This window comes from Bradyrhizobium sp., assembly GCF_035935975.1.
In the GTDB taxonomy this organism is placed as follows: Bacteria; Pseudomonadota; Alphaproteobacteria; order Rhizobiales; family Xanthobacteraceae; genus Bradyrhizobium.
In genome coordinates, this window is the sequence record NZ_DASYWN010000022.1 from 233,351 (window position 1) to 250,932 (window position 17,582).

Consider the following 17,582-nt stretch of genomic DNA (forward strand, 5'->3'; position numbering starts at 1 on the left):
TCTGCGCAAACTGCGTCATGGACACCAGCGACTCGACGCTCCAGTTCGACGGACGTGGCTGGTGCCAGTACTGCTGCAACTTTCATGAGAATATCAAGCCGAACTGGCATCCGAATGAGCGTGGCACCCAGGAGATCATGCCGCTCATCGAGAAGATCAAGGAAGAGGGCAAGGGCCGCGACCACGACTGCATCATCGGGCATCAGTGGCGGCCTCGACAGCTCCTATGTCACCTACGTGGCCAAGGAAAAGTTCGGCCTGCGGCCTCTGATGTTTCATTGCGACACCGGTTGGAACTCCGATCTCGGCGTCAGCAATATCCAGAAGATCATTGAAGGCCTGAACCTCGACCTCGTGACCGAAGTGGTCAATTGGGAGGAGATGAAGGACCTGCAGCGCGCCTTCTTCCTGTCCCAGGTCGCCTTCCAGGACCAGCCGCAGGATCTGGCGCTGTTCTCGGCGATGTACAATTTCGCCGCCAAGAACGGCTTCAAATACGTCATCACGGGCGGCAACAACTCGACCGAGTGCGTGCGCGAATCGATCGAGTGGACCTATTTCTCGACCGACATGGTGCACGTGCACGACATCCACAAGAAGTTCGGCACGCGCCAGCTCAAGACGTTTCCGACCTGCGATATCCTGAAGTACCGGCTGTATTATCGCCTGGTGAAGGGCATGCGGGTCATCAAGCTGCTGGACAGCGTTCCCTTCATCAAGAAGGACGCGATCCGCGAACTGACCGAGAAATTCGGCTGGCAGCCCTATCCGCAGAAGCACTACGAGTCGCGCTTCACCCGCTTCTACGAGGCCTATTGGACCCCGCGGAAGTTCGGCTATGATAAGCGCCGCGCCTATTTCTCGAGCGAGATCCTGACCGGTCAGATGACGCGCGACGAAGCGCTCAAGCGCCTCGAAAAGCCTGAGCTCGACGAGGAGACGCTGCGCCACGAATTCGAGTACGTGGCGACCAAGCTCGGCTGGACCGTCGCCGAGTTCCAGGAAATCTTCGACGGCCCGAACAAGTCGTTCCACGACTACAAGAACAACCTGTTCATGATCACCCTCGGTGCCAAGATCTCGAACGTGCTCGGATTGGACAACCGGATATTCCGATGATCACCATCATCAATTACGGGCTCGGCAACGTTCAGGCCTTCGCCAATCTCTACAAGCGGATGAACGTCCCGGCGAAGATCGCGACCGGCGCCACCGATCTTGATGGTGCGACCAAACTGATCCTGCCGGGGGTCGGCGCCTTCGACCACGCCATCGAGTTGCTCGACGCCTCGGGCATGCGCGAGGTGGTCGACGATCTCGTGATGAACCGGAAGGTCCCTGTGCTCGGCGTCTGCGTCGGCATGCAGATTCTTGCCGGTTCGAGCGACGAAGGAAAGCTCGCCGGACTCGGCTGGATCGAGGGGCGGGTGCGGCGTTTCGACGAAAGCCGGCTGCCGCGTCCGGCGCGCCTGCCGCACATGGGCTGGAACGACGTGGTGCCGAAGAACGGCGTGCGGCTGTTCGAAGGTCTCGAGCAGGACTCCCGCTTCTATTTCCTGCATTCCTACTATTTCGATTGCGCCTCCAACGACAACGTCCTGGCCACGTCCGAATACGGCATGGCCTTCAATTGTGCCGTGGGCTCGAACAACATCTACGGCGTCCAGTTCCATCCCGAGAAGAGCCACAATTACGGCATGCGGCTCCTCAAGAACTTCGCCGAGCTTTGATCCGTGCTGCGCCCCCGCATCATCCCCTCGCTGCTCGTCCAGGACAAGGGCCTCGTCAAGACGGTCGGGTTCTCCAATCCGAAATATGTCGGCGATCCCATCAATGTCGTCCGTATCTTCAACGAGAAGCTGGTCGACGAGCTGGCGATCTATGACATCGATGCGACCGTGCGCGGCCATGAGCCCGACTATCGCATGCTCGAGAACCTCGCCGTCGAGTCGCGAATGCCGCTCTGCTACGGCGGTGGCGTGAAGACGGTGGAGCAGGTCAAGACCATCATCGGTCTCGGCATCGAGAAGGTCGCGATCAGCTCGGCTGCGGTCTCCAATCCGAACCTGATCGCCGACGCCGCCGAGGCGGTCGGCAGCCAGAGCGTCGTCGTCGTGCTCGACGTCAAGCCGCGTCCGCGCAGCAGCGTCTACGAGGTCTGGACGCATAACGGCAAGGTCAACACCAAGCGGACCATGCTCGAAGTCGCAGCCGAAGCCGAGAAGCTCGGGGCCGGAGAGATCGTGGTCAACGCGATCGAGAAGGACGGCCAGATGAAGGGCTACGATCTCGAGCTGGCGCGGCAGATCAATGCGGCCTCGAAGGTGCCGGTCACCATCCTGGGCGGCGCCGGCTCGCTCGCCCATATCGAGGAGCTGATCCGCAATTTCGGCGTCATCGGCATCGCGGCCGGCAGTCTCTTCGTCTTCAAGGGCGTCTACCGCGCGGTGCTGGTGAATTACCCCACCATCAAGGAACGCGACCAGTTGCTCCAGGGCCTGGTCCAGCTCGCATGATGTCCGGGCCTCGATGGAGCGTGCCGTGAAGGTGCTCGTGCTCGGAGCCACCGGTCTGCTGGGCAATGCGATGTTTCGCAGCCTGTCGAAGATGCCTGGCGCGCAGGTGACGGGGACGGTTCGGCAGGACGCGAGCCGCAAGCTGTTCGATCCCGCAGATGCGGGGCGTCTCGCCGTGGTGGGCAACGTTGAGGACCCAGGGCAGCAGGCGGAGCTGTTCGAGACGGTTCGCCCCGATGTCGTCGTCAACTGCATCGCGGTTGGCCGGCCTGCACCTGCCGATCCCATGCGGTCGGTTGCGGTCTACGCGGTGCTGCCGCAACGCCTGTCGTATCTGTGCAGGCGCGCCGGGGCCCGTTTCATCCAGATCAGCTCGGATGGCGTGTTCGCGGGCCACCGGGGCGCCTATACCGAGGCCGACGTGCCGGATGCCGATGACGTCTACGGGACATCGAAGTTCCTCGGCGAGGTCGATGCGCCGCATGCGGTTACCTTGCGGACGTCGATCATTGGCCACGAATTGCAGCCCGGAAGCGGATTGCTGGAATGGTTTCTGTCGCAGCAGGACGAATGCCGCGCCTTTACGCGGGCGATCTTCTCCGGCTTCCCGACCATCGTGCTGGCGGATATGATCCGGGACGTCGTGATCCCGCGGCCGGAGCTTTGCGGCATTTATCACGTTGCGACCCGGCCGATCTCGAAGTTCGATCTGCTATTGCTGGTTGCCGAGCGATACGGCAAAAGGATCAAATTGGTTGCGGACGACCGGCAGGCGCCGGATCGCTCGCTGGTTGCAGATCGTTTCGAGCGGGCGACCGGGTACAAGCCGCCGGAATGGCCGGCGCTGGTTGATGCAATGTACCGCGACAAATTCAGTTCGGTGGGACGCGATGTTCAAGGATAAGGTTGTAGTCATCACGGGCGGAACGGGATCGTTCGGCCAGCACATCCTCAGGGGCTTCCTGTCGACTGACGTTGCCGAGATACGCATCTTCAGTCGCGACGAGAAGAAGCAGGAGGAGATGCGCACGACGTTCAACAACGGCCGCCTGAAATTCTACATCGGCGACGTGCGCGCCTACGATTCCATTCATCAGGCGCTGAAGGGCGCGCATTACGTGTTTCACGCCGCGGCGCTGAAGCAGGTGCCGTCTTGCGAATTCTATCCGCTGGAGGCGGTCCGCACCAACGTTCTCGGCACCGAGAACGTCATGAGTGCGGCGATCGCCAACAATGTCGAGAAGGTCGTTGTGCTCTCGACCGACAAGGCGGTCTATCCGATCAACGCCATGGGACAGACCAAGGCGCTGATGGAGAAGGTGATGGTCGCGAAGGCACGCCAGCAGTCGCCGTCCGAGACGCTGTTGTGCGCGACCCGTTACGGCAACGTCATGGTGTCGCGCGGCTCGGTGATCCCGCTGTTCGTTCAGCAGATCAAGGCCGGCAAGCCGCTGACCGTGACCGATCCGAACATGACGCGCTTCCTGATGTCGCTCGATGATTCCGTCGAACTGGTCCTGCACGCCTATGAACACGGCCAGCAGGGCGACATCTTCGTGCAGAAGGCGCCCGCAGCCACGATCGCCGACCTCGTTCAGGCGCTCAAGGAGCTCTTCAACGCCGACAATCCGGTCCAGATCGTCGGCACGCGTCACGGTGAAAAACTGTACGAATCGCTCGTTTCGCGCGAGGAAATGGCCCGCGTCCAGGACATGGACCGCTACTACCGGATCCCGGCCGACAATCGCGATCTCAACTATGCGATGTATTTCACCGACGGCCAGCGGGAGATTTCGACCCTCGACGACTATACGTCTCATAATACCGAACGTTTGACAGTTGATGGCGTCAAGGCGCTGCTGCTCAAGCTGGATTTCATCCAGCGGCATCTGCGGGGCGCGGACGGCGAAATTGCAGAAATCTAGTTTTTCCCGGGTTATCGACCTGACGAAATGATTATGCTACCTCGCACCTCCGTTACCGACGGTTGTGCCAAGGTCACTGCCGGAGGCAGGGAACAGGGGACTTTTCGCGATGGAACCGGGTGATTCCGCCCAGCCTTGCTGCGCGTTCTGCGACAGCCGGCGGCTCGGACTGGTGATGGATTTCGGCAGGGTCGGCCTCGCGGGCGGCTTCCTGAAGCCTGAGCAGTTTGCGACCGAGCCCACCTTTCCGATGCGCCTGCATTTCTGCAAGGACTGCTACGCCGTGCAGGTCACCGACAAGGTGCCGGCCGATGTGATGTTCAAGGACTATTTCTACTTCTCGTCGTCGATCGGCACCCTGCGCGATCATTTCCGCGACTACGCGGGCGAGGTCACCAGGCGCTTTCTCGATCCGGCCAAGGCGACGGTTCTCGAGTTCGGCTGCAATGACGGCGTGCTGCTGCGTCCGCTCGCGGACCAGGGCATTCGCACCGTGATCGGCGTCGATCCGGCTTCCAACGTGGTCGCGACCATCAACGATCCGCGTATCAAGGTGGTCAACGACTACTTCACCGAGAGCGTGGCGCGCAGCGTCGCCGCCGAGCACGGCGGCGTCGATCTGATCATGGCCAACAACGTCTATGCGCACATTCCAGACATCCAGGGCACGACGCGCGCAGTTGCCGCGGCGCTCGGTCCGGACGGCGTGTTCGCCTTCGAGGTGCACTATCTCGGCAAGGTGATCGACGAGCTGCAATACGACATGGTCTATCACGAGCACCTCTACTACTACTCGCTGCTGTCGGTGATGAACCATCTCGCCCGCTACGACATGATGGTGTTCGACATCAAGCCGATCCCGATCCACGCCGGCTCGATCCGTTTCTACACCTGCAAGAAGGGCAGCAAGCACAGCGCCTCCGTTTCGCCCGCGGTCAAGGCGCTCGAGGCGGAGGAGCGCGCGCGCGGGTTCGATCGCTTCGAGACCTTCCAGGCGTTTTCAGCGACCGTCGCAGCTCATCGCGACGAGCTGATCGCGCTGCTGAACCGTCTGCGGGCCGAGGGCAAGCGCATCGCCGGCTACGGTGCGTCAGGTCGCGCCAACACCATGATCCAGTGGTGCGGCATCAGCCACGATCACCTCGACTACATGATCGACGATGCGCCGGCGAAGGCGGGGTTCTACACGCCGAAATCGCATTTCCAGATTCATCCGAGCTCGATTCTCGGCAGCGACAATCCGCCGGATTATCTCCTGGTGTTCGCCTGGAGTTTCTTCGACGAGATCAGGAAGAGAAACGCGGCCTATCTGGAGAAGGGCGGCCGGATGATCCTGCCGCTGCCCAAGGTCTCGATCTTCCCGCCGTCCGACGCCTAAGCTCCCGCTCTCACGCACCGGTTCAACGAAAGCCATACGGAACACGCAAATGAAGGTGATGTCGATTTTCGGTACGCGGCCGGAAATGATCAAGATGTGGTCGACGCTGAAGAAGCTCGACGACTACAATTTCGATCATGTGATGGTCCACACCGGCCAGAATTTCACGCCGGAGCTGCGCGAGTTCTTCTTCAAGGATCTCAAGCTCAGGAAGCCGGATTACGAGCTGGACATCGATACCTCGGGCTACGGCCCCGAAGTCGCGGACGTGATCAAGAAGTCCGACGCGCTGATGGAGAAGGTGAAGCCCGACGCCCTGCTGATCCTCGGTGACACCTATAGCGGCCTGAGCGTGCTGCCTGCGTCGCACCGCGGCATCAAGATCTTCCACATGGAGGCCGGCCTGCGTGCATGGGACCGCCGCATGCCCGAGCAGCGCAATCGCATCCTGATCGATCACATCAGCAACATCCTGCTGCCCTATAACCACTATCATCGCGAGAACCTGCTGCGCGAGGGCATCCACCCCTCGAAGATCATCGTGACCGGCAATACGACCTTCGAGGCGATGCGGGCCTTCATGCCGGAGATCGAGAAAAGCGACATTCTCAAGCGCCTCGGCCTCGAGCCGAAGGGCTACATCCTGGTGACGGCACACCGCAGCGAGAACGTCGACGATCCGCAGAATCTCGCCAACATCTTCAAGGCGCTCGGCGTCCTCAACCAGCGGCTCAAGCGCGAAATCATCTTCCCGATGCATCCGCGCACGACCAGCAAGCTGAAGAACATCGACGTGCCGCCGAACATCCGGATCATGGCACCGCTCGGCTTCTACGATTTCAACCAGCTGCTGAAGCAGTCCTACGTGGTGCTCTCCGATTCCGGCACTGCGGCCGAGGAGGGACTGTTCTACAAGGTGCCCAATGTCAGCCTGCGCATGGCGACGGAGCGCATGGAGACGCTCGAGAGCGGTGCCACGATCGTTTCGGGCATGGAGGCCGAGAACATCGTCGAGGCGGTGACGCTGGCGGTCAGCCTGCCCTGGAGCGCGCGCTACGAGTTCGAGGAGGATTATTCGCCCTCGTCCGTGGTGGTGAATGCGATCCGCACCAAGATCACGAACTTCTTCTGAGCCTCGCAGCGAGCGGCGGTGACCCGCCGCCGCTGATCCTGTGAAGCACTGACATGAACCGTGGCCTGCTGATTGCGCTGATCTCGACGGACTATCCGCCCCTGCGGACGTCCGCGGCGGTGCAGTTGCGGGATCTCTCACGGGAGTTTGCCGCGCAGGGGCATCGGCCGGTCGTCATCGTTCCGTCGCCGATGTCGGACAAGCCGTGGGTGGTGGAAGAGTTCGACGGGGTCGAGGTGTTGCGCGTGGCTGCGCCGCCGACGCGTTCGCCGTCGTTCGTCCGGCGCGCCATCGCCGAAATGTGGCTGCCGTTCGCCATGTATCTCAACATCCGACGCAGCCCGTTTGCCGCGGCGAACTGGGACCTTCTGGTGTGGTATTCACCGCCGATCTTCTTCGGCCCCCTGATTGCGAAATTGAAGCGCAAATCGAAGGGCAAGAACAAGCCGAGGACCTATCTCATCCTGCGCGACATCTTCCCGGAATGGGCGGTCGACCTCGGCCTGGTCCGGCGAGGCCCGGTCTACCTGGTCTTCAAGGCGATTGCTGCATTCCAGTACAGCGTCGCCCAGGTGATTGGCGTGCAGACCGAGTCCAATCTCCGCTACCTCGAGAAGTGGGATCGCGCCCCGCGCCGCATCGAGGTGCTGCGCAACTGGCTCGAGGTGACGCCCGACATCGGCAGCAGCATCGTGGTGAAGGATACGCCGCTCGCCGGCCGCAAGATCTTCGTCTACATCGGCAACATGGGCGTAGCCCAGGGCATGGATATCTTCATCGATCTGATCCACAGCCTGCGCGACCGCACGGATATCGGGTTCCTGTTCGTCGGGCGCGGTACCGAGTTCGCGCGCCTTGAGGCCGAGAAAGCTTCGCGCGATCTCAGCAATGCGCTGTTCTACGGCGAGATCGATTCGACCGAGATCCCGGGCCTTCTCGCGCAGTGCCATGTCGGCATGGTCGCACTGCATCCCGACCATAAAACGCACAATATTCCGGGCAAGTTCGTCTCTTACGTTCAATATGGAGTGCCGGTTCTGGCGCGGGTGAATCCGGGCACCGACCTGATGAGGCTGATCGAGTCCGAGCAGGTGGGGAAAGCGTATGCCGGGAACTCGGTTAACGAGTTGAAGGAACTTGCCGAACAACTTATGGATGACGACGAATTGCGACGTTCCATGTCGGAGCGCGGTCGGGTATTGGGCCGCTCGATGTTCTCGTCGTCTGCCGCAGTGCAGCAAATTGTGGCGTCTGCGGTTGTGCCGGCGCCGCAAGGGTGATGAGAATGTCTGGAATCATCGTCCGGGGGCGGTTCGCGTGCACCACCTAGTGGAACATTCTGGCCGCGCGGAAGCTTCTGTCTTTCCGGCCATTGGGGCGAGTGAGCGGATGTCGTTGCGGATATTGGTGACCGGCGCTTCCGGCTTCATAGGGTCTGCGCTGACCAATGCGCTCGCGAATGACGGCCACTTCGTCCGCGCGGCGTCCCGCAAGCCGACCTCGCTTGCCAATGCGCCCGGAAGCGAATGGGCGGAACTGTCCGATATCGAGCGCGAGGTGGATTGGGCGCCGCTTCTTGATGGCGTCGACACCGTTATTCACCTCGCGGCCATTGCTCATCGGACTCAGATCGACAGCGGCCAGTACACGAGGGCCAATCGCGAGGCGACGGCGCACCTGGTGAAGGCCTGTGCGCAGCGCGGGATCAAGCGCCTCATCTTCATGTCGTCGATTGGCGCGCAGGCGGGCTCCGCCGCCGACCATGTCGTCACCGAGAAGGACGAGCCGTGGCCCATGACGGCCTATGACCGGGCCAAGCTCGGTGCGGAAGAGGAAGTTCGTCACTCTGGCGTACCGTTCACCATTCTGCGGCCGGTCATCGTCTACGGCCCGGGGGCCAAGGCCAACATGGCCATGATGATGAAAATTGCGTCGCTGCCCGTGCCGCTCCCGTTTGGCGCCTTCCAGAATCGCCGTTCGCTGCTCTCGATCGACAATCTCGTGCAGGCGGTGATGTTCTGCCTCGGCAATCCGGACACGATCAATCGGACCTTCATCGTCTGTGATCCCGAACCGATCACGCTGGCGGACATGATCGGGACGTTACGCGAGGCGTCCGGGCGGCCGCGCAACCTCGTTCCAATCCCGCCGGCTGCCGTGCGAGCGCTGGTTCTTGCGACCGGCCGCCGCGGGCTCTGGGATCGCATCGGACGTGAGCTTGTCGCAAGTTCAGCCGATCTTCAGAGCGTCGGGTGGTCCCCCCGCGTGCAGACAAAGGATGGACTGCGCGCGATGATGCGAGCGTCTTCCAGATGAAGCGTCTGCTCGATGTGGCGGTCTGCGCAGCACTCCTGCTTCTGCTCTGGCCGATCTTCCTGATTGTCGCTGTTGCCATCCGGCTCGATAGCCGGGGAGACGCGATTTTCCGGCAGGTTCGCGTCGGCAGGAACGGACAGCCGTTTACCTGTTACAAATTCCGGACGATGGCCTCGGACACGGGCGATCTTCCGACCCATCAGGTCTCGGCGGCGAAGGTCACGCGGCTGGGCTATCACATGCGGCGTTTCAAGGTCGATGAGCTGCCGCAGGCTTTCAACGTATTGACCGGTGACATGAGTCTGGTCGGTCCGCGGCCGTGCCTGCCGTCGCAGGTCGAGCTTGTCGAGGCGCGGCGCAAGCTCGGCGTGTTCAGCGTGCGTCCCGGCATCACCGGGCTGGCCCAGGTTCGCGGCGTCGACATGTCGAACCCGGAGCGGCTCGCCGAACTCGATGCCCAATACGTAAAGTCCCAAAGCTTCATTGGCGATCTCGGGCTGATCTGGGCGACGTTGCGCGGGCAGGGCGTCGGCGTCGACCAGATCGTCAAGACCTGAGACGCAATCCCGCGCTCACGCCCGACGCCGCAATCGATCCGGCTTAATCGAAGACCGGACGGAAGAGCCGTGGATTCCAGCCGAAATCCTCAATCGCCGGCGTGGCATCGAAGGTCATGTCCTTCATCATGCGCAAGCCCATCGCGACGTTGGCCGTGGGATACAGCGGTTTTGCCATCGCAAAGATGACGCGCCACAGCCATGGGGAGACGGAAATGAGTCGGCGAGGGCGACCCATGCCGTCAAATACCCGGCCGATCATTTCGCTGTAGGGCAGCGTTTCCGCGCCCGGCAGCGAATAGAATTTGTTGCACGCAGCCGGACTCTCGGCCGCGGCGATCGCGCCGATCGCGAGATCCTCGGCGTGCACCGGCTGCCGAAGCCCCTTCGCGCCACCGACGATCGGCATGAAGCCGGCGCGCCGGATCAGCCGCGACAACGGCGTGATGTTGGTGTCGCGTCCTTCTGCGTAGATCAGGGTCGGTCGCAAGATGGTCCAGCCGACCTCGCGCTCTTCGCAAAGCCTGGCGATGATCTGCTCGGCTTCGGTCAGGTTTCGGATGGTCTCGCGCTCTTCTGCAACCTCAGTATCCTGCTTGGTGAGCACGCTGGTCGAGCTCAATGCCACGACACGTTTGACGGGAGATGCGAGGATGACGGGCAATGTCTTGGCGAGCAGAATTGCGTCGGCGGTACAGTACAGCGTCGTGACGTCGGGAAATCTCAGAGTGTCCGGCTGCGTCAGGTCGGCCTGAATCCATTCCACGCTGGCGGTCGTGCTACGGGGCGAGCGGGAGACTGCGAGAACACGCCCGTGCCGGTGGGCAAGATGATCGACGAGATAGCCGCCGACCAGCCCGCTGCCGCCGATCACGAGACATTCCGCCGGCTTGCCTGTGCTGCCGTCCAGCATGCTGCTCTTCCGCCCTCGACCGCCGTTTACAATCAACGCTGTGGCGCGGGGTCGAGCCTGCTCTGGCCAGTCTTGGTCTCGTCGCGTGGTGCTGCAGGCTGGAGCCGCTTTTGCTCCCGTTCCTTCATCCATGCGTCGTACTGCGCCGTGCCCGGCCGCGGCGGGGCGTCCGCCGGCAGGCCGCCCGCCCATTGCGGGACATAATCGCCCATTCCGGCCGACAGCCTCTCGTTGACCGTGCCGCAGCCCGACAGCCCCGCGGTAACCGCGAGGAGGAGCAGAAGGGACCGAAACCGCATGATCATTGTGTGGACGCGCCGGGCAGAAACAGGAGCTAGCTTGGGTGCCGGATGACCGGCGTTTAACAACAGTAGCCTTCAACAAGGTAAAATTGGCTTATTCGAGGTAGGTACGAAAATACCGGATTGCCATCGCTCACGATGTTCAAATTCTGCAAATGTAAGACGAAATCCTCCATCCCCTCGGCGCACCGCTTTTCTACACTGCCTGCTCGCGACAATCTGGCTTGGTCGGCACCGGGGGTTTTTCGTTGACAGGTCCATTTTATTTGTACATTCGTACAAATGAAGGCGGCCGGAAAGACGACGAAGATCGGGCGCTCGGGTTACCGCGATGTAACCGCGACGCCGCTCTTCATCTGCTAATCGGAACGCTCGGCTTGCGCCGAATGGCCGCCAAACGTCCGATTGACAATGACGGCGCGAAAGACGCCATGTGGCGCGCGACATCGTGCGTGCGTGAGCTAAGCTGAAGCAAGGACCGGGCACTCGGTCCGGCGCACAAGAGGTCAGGAATGAAGGGGAGGGACATCTGATGTTCGAACGCAAAATGTTTTCGCGCACCGCAGCAGTGGCCGCAATCGCAGGTCTCGCGGCGATCGTGCCGGCCAGGGCCGAAGACACCGTCAAGGTCGGCCTGATCCTGCCGATGACCGGCGGCCAGGCCTCGACCGGCAAGCAGATCGAGAACGCGATCAAGCTCTACATGCAGCAGAAGGGCGACACCGTCGCCGGCAAGAAGGTCGAGATCATCCTCAAGGATGACGCTGCGATTCCCGACAAGACCAAGACCGCCGCGCAGGAGCTGATCGTCAACGACAAGGTCAATTTCATCGCCGGTTTCGGCGTGACGCCGGCCGCGCTCGCGGCCGCGCCGCTCGCGACGCAGGCCAAGATCCCGGAAGTCGTCATGGCGGCCGGCACCTCCATCATCACCGAGCGCTCGCCCTATATCGTGCGCACCAGCTTCACCCTGGCGCAATCCTCGACCATCATCGCGGACTGGGCGGTGAAGAACGGCATCAAGAAGGTGGCGACGCTGACCTCGGACTACGCACCGGGCAATGACGCGCTGAATTTCTTCAAGCAGAACTTCACCGCGGGCGGCGGTGAAGTGGTCGAAGAGGTGAAGACCCCGCTCGCCAACCCCGACTTCGCGCCGTTCCTGCAGCGCATGAAGGACGCAAAGCCCGACGCGATCTTCGTGTTCGTGCCGGCCGGCCAGGGCGGCAACTTCATGAAGCAATATGCCGAGCGTGGCCTCGACAAGGCCGGCATCAAGGTGATCGGACCCGGCGACGTCACCGACGACGACCTGCTCAACAACATGGGCGACGCCGTCCTCGGCACGGTCACCGCGCATCTCTATTCGGCGGCGCATCCCTCGCAGATGAACAAGGACTTCGTCGCCGCCTACAAGAAGGCGTACGGCAACCGCCCGGGCTTCATGGCCGTGAGCGGCTATGACGGCATCCACCTGATCTACGAGGCGCTGAAGAAGACCAACGGCGACACCAACGGCGACAAGCTGATCGAGGCCATGAAGGGTCAGAAGTGGGAAAGCCCGCGCGGCCCGATCTCGATCGATCCCGAGACCCGCGACATCGTGCAGAACATCTACATCCGCAAGGTCGAGAAGGTCGACGGCGAGCTCTACAACGTCGAGTTCGCGACCTTCGAAGCCGTCAAGGATCTCGGCAAGACCAAAAAGTGACGCGCGAAAGCGCGTCATCCCGGAGCGCGCTTAGCGCGCATCCGGGATCGCGCCAGCCGCCCCAGCGTCATGCCCGGGCTTGTCCCGGGCATCCACGCAAGGCCCAGACAAGAACGTGGATGGCCGGGACATTTGTTTGAAGACGCACTTCGTGCTTTTGCCCGGCCATAACGGATAACTCCAAGCTGAGACGATGACCGCAATCCTCACCAACCTGTTCGATGGCGTTGCCTACGGCATGCTGCTGTTCGTGCTTGCCTGCGGGCTCGCGGTCACGCTCGGCCTGATGAATTTCGTCAACCTCGCGCATGGCGCCTTCGCGATGGCCGGCGGCTATGTCTGCATGGTGCTGGTCAACCGGATGGGCTGGCCGTTCTTCGCCGCGCTGCCGCTCGCCTTCGTCTCGTCGGCGGCGATCGGCATCTTGCTCGAGCGCACGCTCTACCGCCACCTCTATACACGCAGCCATCTCGACCAGGTGCTGTTCACCATCGGCCTGACCTTCATGTCGGTCGCAGCCGTGGACTACATCCAGGGCTCCTCGCGCGTCTTCATCAACCTGCCGACCGCGCTGCAGGGTCAGTTCGACGTGTTCGGCGTCGGCATCGGCCGCTACCGGCTGATGATCATCGTGATCTGCGGCCTGCTGACGATCGGCCTGCAGATGGTGCTGGCCAAGACGCGTTTCGGCAGCCGGCTGCGCGCCGCGGTCGATGATCCGCGCGCGGCGAGCGGCCTCGGCATCAACGTGCCGCAGGTGTTCGCCTTCACATTCGCATTCGGGTGCGGCCTCGCCGGTCTCGGCGGCGCACTGAGCGCCGAGATCCTCGGCCTCGATCCGTACTTTCCGCTGAAGTTCATGATCTACTTCCTGATCGTGGTCACCGTCGGCGGTTCGTCCTCGATTACCGGGCCGTTCCTGGCCTCGCTCCTGCTCGGCATCGGCGACGTCGCCGGCAAATATTACGTGCCGAAGATGGGACCCTTCGTGATCTACACCATGATGATTGTGATCCTGATCTGGCGCCCGAACGGTCTGTTCGGCCGCACGGCCGCGCGTTGAGTTCGCCGATGAGCGCTTCTTCCGACGTCGGTTATCACGCGCAGCGCCAGGCGCGCTGGCACTTTGGCGAGGCCGCCTTCTGGCTCGTCGTGCTGGCCTGCGGCTTCCTGTTCCCCACGCGCTATCTGATCATGACCGACATCCTGCGCCTGGCGCTGTTCACGATGTCGCTCGATCTGATCCTCGGCTATGCCGGCATCGTCTCGCTCGGCCACGCCGCCTTCTTCGGCGTCGGTGCCTATGCCGCCGGGCTGCTCGCGCTGCACGGCATCATCAACGAGCCGGTGCTGGCGCTGATCGTCGCGGGCATCGCTGCGATGGTGCTCGGCTTTGCCACCAGCTTCCTGGTGATCCGCGGCGTCGATCTCACCCGGTTGATGGTGACGCTCGGCATCGCGCTGCTGCTGGAGGCGCTCGCCGAGCGCTTCTCCAACATCACCGGCGGCACTGACGGTCTGCAGGGCATCGAGATGCAGCCGATCTTCGGCGAGATCCCGTTCGACATGTTCGGCAAAACCGGCTTCTTCTATTCGCTGGCCGTGCTGTTTCTGCTGTTCCTGTTCGCCCGCCGCGTCGTGCATTCGCCGTTCGGGCTGTCGCTGCGCGCGATCAAGAACAATCCGCTGCGCGCCGCAGCAATCGGCATCCCCGTCAATCGTCGCCTGATCGCAATCTACACGCTTGCGGCCTTCTATGCCGGCATCGCCGGCGCGCTGTTCACCCAGACCACCGCGATCGCCTCGCTCGATGTGTTCGCCTTCGAGCGCTCGGCCGATCTGATGCTGGTGCTCGTCATCGGCGGCACCGGCTATCTCTATGGCGGGTTGATCGGCGCGGTGGTGTTCCGCATGCTGCAGGAGTTTTTCTCCACCATCACCCCGCAATATTGGCAGTTCTGGATCGGCCTCGTGCTGGTCGTGATCGTGCTGGTCGGCCGCCAGCGACTGCATCGCTGGGTGCTCTATGTGCCCAACCTGATCATCAAGCAGGTCGCCGGACGCAAGGCCGTCGTCGCCGCGCCGGAGAGCGACGCATGACCATCGCCCTCGAAACCCGGAATCTCGAGAAGACCTTTGGCGGCCTGCGCGTCACGCGCGACCTTTCGCTCAGGATCGAGCAGGGTGCCCGCCACGCGCTGATCGGCCCGAACGGCGCCGGCAAGACCACGGTGATCAACCAGCTCACCGGCGTGCTCAAGCCGAACTCGGGCCGGATCCTGCTCGAAGGACAGGACATCACCGATCTGCCCGTGCACAAGCGCGTGCTGCGCGGCTTGTCGCGCACGTTCCAGATCAACCAGCTCTATCCTGATCTGACCCCGCTCGAGACCATCGGCCTTGCCGTCTCCGAGCGCCTCGGCCATGGCGGCGACTGGTGGCGGCGGATGGGTACGCGCGCCGACGTCAACGGCGAGATTGCCGATCTCCTGACGCGCTTCCATCTGCTTGACGTCATGAACGAGCAGACCGTGACCTTGCCTTACGGCAAGCAGCGCCTGCTCGAGATCGCGGTCGCGATCGCCGCCAAGCCGCGCGTGCTGCTGCTCGACGAGCCCGCCGCCGGCGTGCCCGAGAGCGAGCGTCACGACATTCTCGCCGTCGTCGGTGCGCTGCCGCGCGACGTCACGGTGCTGCTGATCGAGCATGACATGGACCTCGTGTTCTCTTTCGCCGACCGCATCTCGGTGCTGGTCTCCGGCGCGCTGCTCACCGAGGGGCCGCCCGAGCAGGTGGCGCGCGATCCGCAGGTGAAGGCCGTCTATCTCGGCGAGGAGGCGGTCAATGTCTGACCTGCTCGCGATCGATGCGTTACGTGCCGGCTATGGCGAGGCCGTGGTGCTGCCGAAGATGAGCTTGCGCCTCGCCGAAGGGCAGGTGCTGGCGCTGCTCGGCCGCAACGGCACCGGCAAGACCACGCTGATCAACTCCATCGTCGGCGTCACCCGCCGCTTCTCCGGCACCGTCGCGCTCGGCGGCACCGATGTCACCACGCTCCGGCCCGATCAGCGCGCCCGCGCCGGCATCGGCTGGGTGCCGCAGGAGCGCAACATCTTCCGCTCGCTCACGGTGGAGGAGAACATGACCGCGGTGGCCCAGCCCGGGCCCTGGACGGTCGAGAAGGTCTACGAGATGTTCCCGCGGCTGAAAGAGCGGCGGACCAATTTCGGCAACCAGCTCTCCGGCGGCGAGCAGCAGATGCTGGCGATCGGCCGCGCGCTGACCCTCAACCCGAAGGTTCTGCTGCTGGACGAGCCGACCGAGGGCCTGGCGCCCATCATCGTCGAGGAGCTGTTGAAGGCGATCGGGACCATCACCCGGGCAGGGGGCATCTGCTCGATCATCGTCGAGCAGAACGCCCAAAAGATTCTGGGGCTCGCCGACCGCGTTGTGATATTGGAGCGCGGGACGATCGTCCACGACGCCCCGAGCGCTGCGCTGAAGGCCGACCCCTCGGTCCTGGAGCGCCACCTCGGGGTCGCAGGGGCGGCGGCCCACTAGAAAATCCTCGGGAGTTGAGAATGCAGCGAACCAAAGCCCCCTTCCGTGCCGACGAGGTCGGCAGCCTCCTGCGCCCCGCCAAGATCAAGGAAGCCCGCGCGAAGCTCGAGAAGGGCGAGATCTCGGCCGACGATCTGCGCAAGATCGAGGACATGGAGATCGAGAAGGTCGTGCACAAGCAGGCCTCGGTCGGCCTGAAGCTCGCGACCGACGGCGAATTCCGCCGCTCCTGGTGGCATTTCGACTTCCTGGCCAAGCTCACCGGCTGCGAGCTGTTTCACCCCGACGCGGGCATCCAGTTTACCGGCGTGCAGACCCGTCACGACGCGGTCCGGGTTATCGACAAGCTCGACTTCCCCGATAACCATCCGATGCTGGACCACTTCCGCTTCCTGAAGAAGTACACCGACCAGGCCCACGTCACCGCCAAGATGACGATCCCGTCTCCGGCCGTGCTGCACTTCCGCGGCGGCCGCAAGTCGATCTCCAAGGACGTCTATCCCGATCTCGATGCCTTCTACGAGGATCTCGGCAAGACCTACCGCAAGGCCGTCAAGGCGTTCTACGACGCCGGCTGCCGCTACCTGCAGTTCGACGACACCGTGTGGGCCTATCTCTGCTCGCCGGACGAATTGCAGAAGGCGCGCGAGCGCGGCGACAATCCGGATGGCCTGCAGCAGATCTACGCCCGCATCATCAACTACGCGCTGGCCGAGAAGCCCGCCGACATGGTGGTGACCACGCATGTCTGCCGCGGCAATTTCCGCTCGACCTGGATTTCCTCGGGCGGCTACGAGCCGGTGGCCGAGACCATGCTCGCCGGCACCAATTACGACGGCTACTTCCTCGAATACGATAGCGACCGTGCCGGCGGTTTCGAGCCGCTGCGCTTCCTGCCCAAGGGCAACAAGGTCGTCGTGGTCGGCGTCATCACTTCGAAGTTCGGCGAGCTCGAGAAGAAGGACGACATCAAGCGTCGTCTCGAAGAAGCCGCCAAGTTCGCCCCGCTGGAGCAGCTCGCGCTGTCCCCGCAATGCGGCTTTGCTTCGACCGAAGAGGGCAACATCCTCTCCGAGGAAGAGCAGTGGGCCAAGCTCAGCCTCGCGGTCGAGATCGCGAAGGAAGTGTGGGGCAACTAAGCCTCGCGGCTAGCCTCGCTCGTGTCCCGGACGCGCTGCAACGCTCTTGCGTTGCGGCGCAGAGCCGGGACCCATGCTGCCACCTTGCTCTTCGGAGATATGGGCCCCGGCTCTGCAGCGCACCGCTGAAGA

Annotated in this window: 18 protein-coding genes; 16 read left to right on the forward strand and 2 right to left on the reverse strand. The window is 62.8% G+C overall.

The window, feature by feature from the left end; all coding sequences use genetic code 11:
• Positions 1-237: 237 nt before the first annotated feature.
• From VGR99_RS11005 to VGR99_RS11050, 10 genes are all read left to right on the forward strand, one after another.
• Positions 238-1,119 carry an N-acetyl sugar amidotransferase gene (locus tag VGR99_RS11005; protein ID WP_326898365.1) on the forward strand — a complete coding sequence of 294 codons (882 nt, stop codon included), beginning with the start codon at positions 238-240 and terminating at the stop codon, positions 1,117-1,119.
• Complete coding sequence (gene hisH, locus VGR99_RS11010) at positions 1,116-1,730, forward strand: imidazole glycerol phosphate synthase subunit HisH (protein ID WP_326898366.1); 615 nt, start codon at positions 1,116-1,118, stop codon at positions 1,728-1,730. Before VGR99_RS11005 ends, hisH begins: the two co-directional genes overlap by 4 nt.
• 3 nt (positions 1,731-1,733) lie before the next feature.
• Positions 1,734-2,516: an AglZ/HisF2 family acetamidino modification protein gene (locus VGR99_RS11015; protein WP_326898367.1), complete on the forward strand. Its 783-nt coding sequence runs from the start codon at positions 1,734-1,736 to the stop codon at positions 2,514-2,516.
• A 25-nt stretch (positions 2,517-2,541) separates the two neighbouring features.
• A complete protein-coding gene (locus VGR99_RS11020) occupies positions 2,542-3,420 on the forward strand; it encodes an SDR family oxidoreductase (RefSeq protein ID WP_326898368.1) in 879 nt (292 codons plus the stop codon).
• Complete coding sequence (locus VGR99_RS11025) at positions 3,407-4,441, forward strand: polysaccharide biosynthesis protein (protein WP_326898369.1); 1,035 nt, start codon at positions 3,407-3,409, stop codon at positions 4,439-4,441. The genes VGR99_RS11020 and VGR99_RS11025 overlap by 14 nt, the downstream gene beginning before the upstream one ends.
• 109 nt (positions 4,442-4,550) lie before the next feature.
• Complete coding sequence (locus VGR99_RS11030; RefSeq protein ID WP_326898370.1) at positions 4,551-5,819, forward strand: class I SAM-dependent methyltransferase; 1,269 nt, start codon at positions 4,551-4,553, stop codon at positions 5,817-5,819.
• Between the two features lie 49 nt (positions 5,820-5,868).
• Positions 5,869-6,951, forward strand: coding sequence for a non-hydrolyzing UDP-N-acetylglucosamine 2-epimerase (gene wecB / locus VGR99_RS11035; protein WP_326898371.1), 1,083 nt, complete (start codon positions 5,869-5,871; stop codon positions 6,949-6,951).
• Positions 6,952-7,004: 53 nt separating this feature from the next.
• Positions 7,005-8,231 carry a glycosyltransferase family 4 protein gene (locus VGR99_RS11040; RefSeq protein WP_326898372.1) on the forward strand — a complete coding sequence of 409 codons (1,227 nt, stop codon included), beginning with the start codon at positions 7,005-7,007 and terminating at the stop codon, positions 8,229-8,231.
• Between the two features lie 37 nt (positions 8,232-8,268).
• Positions 8,269-9,267 (forward strand): NAD-dependent epimerase/dehydratase family protein, encoded by a 999-nt coding sequence (locus VGR99_RS11045; RefSeq protein WP_326898374.1) that lies wholly within the window; start codon positions 8,269-8,271, stop codon positions 9,265-9,267.
• Positions 9,264-9,824: a sugar transferase gene (locus VGR99_RS11050; RefSeq protein ID WP_326898375.1), complete on the forward strand. Its 561-nt coding sequence runs from the start codon at positions 9,264-9,266 to the stop codon at positions 9,822-9,824. Before VGR99_RS11045 ends, VGR99_RS11050 begins: the two co-directional genes overlap by 4 nt.
• A 43-nt stretch (positions 9,825-9,867) precedes the next feature.
• Here VGR99_RS11050 and VGR99_RS11055 read toward each other — a convergent pair whose 3' ends face one another.
• Both VGR99_RS11055 and VGR99_RS11060 read right to left on the reverse strand, forming a co-directional pair.
• Entirely contained in the window at positions 9,868-10,869 is a 1,002-nt protein-coding gene (locus tag VGR99_RS11055) for an NAD(P)-dependent oxidoreductase (protein ID WP_326898377.1), read from the reverse strand.
• Complete coding sequence (locus VGR99_RS11060; RefSeq protein WP_326898378.1) at positions 10,770-11,042, reverse strand: hypothetical protein; 273 nt, start codon at positions 11,040-11,042, stop codon at positions 10,770-10,772. The genes VGR99_RS11055 and VGR99_RS11060 overlap by 100 nt, the downstream gene beginning before the upstream one ends.
• A 529-nt stretch (positions 11,043-11,571) precedes the next feature.
• On the opposite strand from VGR99_RS11060, the gene VGR99_RS11065 reads away from it, so the two are divergent.
• The 6 genes from VGR99_RS11065 to VGR99_RS11090 all read left to right on the forward strand — a co-directional run bounded on the left by VGR99_RS11065 (position 11,572) and on the right by VGR99_RS11090 (position 17,450).
• Positions 11,572-12,750, forward strand: coding sequence for an ABC transporter substrate-binding protein (locus VGR99_RS11065; RefSeq protein WP_326898379.1), 1,179 nt, complete (start codon positions 11,572-11,574; stop codon positions 12,748-12,750).
• A gap of 193 nt (positions 12,751-12,943) precedes the next feature.
• Positions 12,944-13,813, forward strand: a complete 870-nt coding sequence (locus VGR99_RS11070) for a branched-chain amino acid ABC transporter permease (RefSeq protein WP_326898380.1) — start codon at positions 12,944-12,946, stop codon at positions 13,811-13,813.
• A gap of 8 nt (positions 13,814-13,821) precedes the next feature.
• The gene (locus tag VGR99_RS11075) at positions 13,822-14,850 is read left to right on the forward strand and encodes a branched-chain amino acid ABC transporter permease (RefSeq protein ID WP_326898381.1); all 1,029 of its coding nucleotides are present in this window, start codon (positions 13,822-13,824) and stop codon (positions 14,848-14,850) included.
• Positions 14,847-15,602, forward strand: coding sequence for an ABC transporter ATP-binding protein (locus VGR99_RS11080; protein WP_326898382.1), 756 nt, complete (start codon positions 14,847-14,849; stop codon positions 15,600-15,602). The genes VGR99_RS11075 and VGR99_RS11080 overlap by 4 nt, the downstream gene beginning before the upstream one ends.
• Positions 15,595-16,311 (forward strand): ABC transporter ATP-binding protein, encoded by a 717-nt coding sequence (locus VGR99_RS11085; RefSeq protein WP_326898383.1) that lies wholly within the window; start codon positions 15,595-15,597, stop codon positions 16,309-16,311. Before VGR99_RS11080 ends, VGR99_RS11085 begins: the two co-directional genes overlap by 8 nt.
• A 20-nt stretch (positions 16,312-16,331) precedes the next feature.
• Positions 16,332-17,450: a cobalamin-independent methionine synthase II family protein gene (locus VGR99_RS11090; protein ID WP_326898384.1), complete on the forward strand. Its 1,119-nt coding sequence runs from the start codon at positions 16,332-16,334 to the stop codon at positions 17,448-17,450.
• The last annotated feature ends 132 nt before the right edge of the window (positions 17,451-17,582 follow it).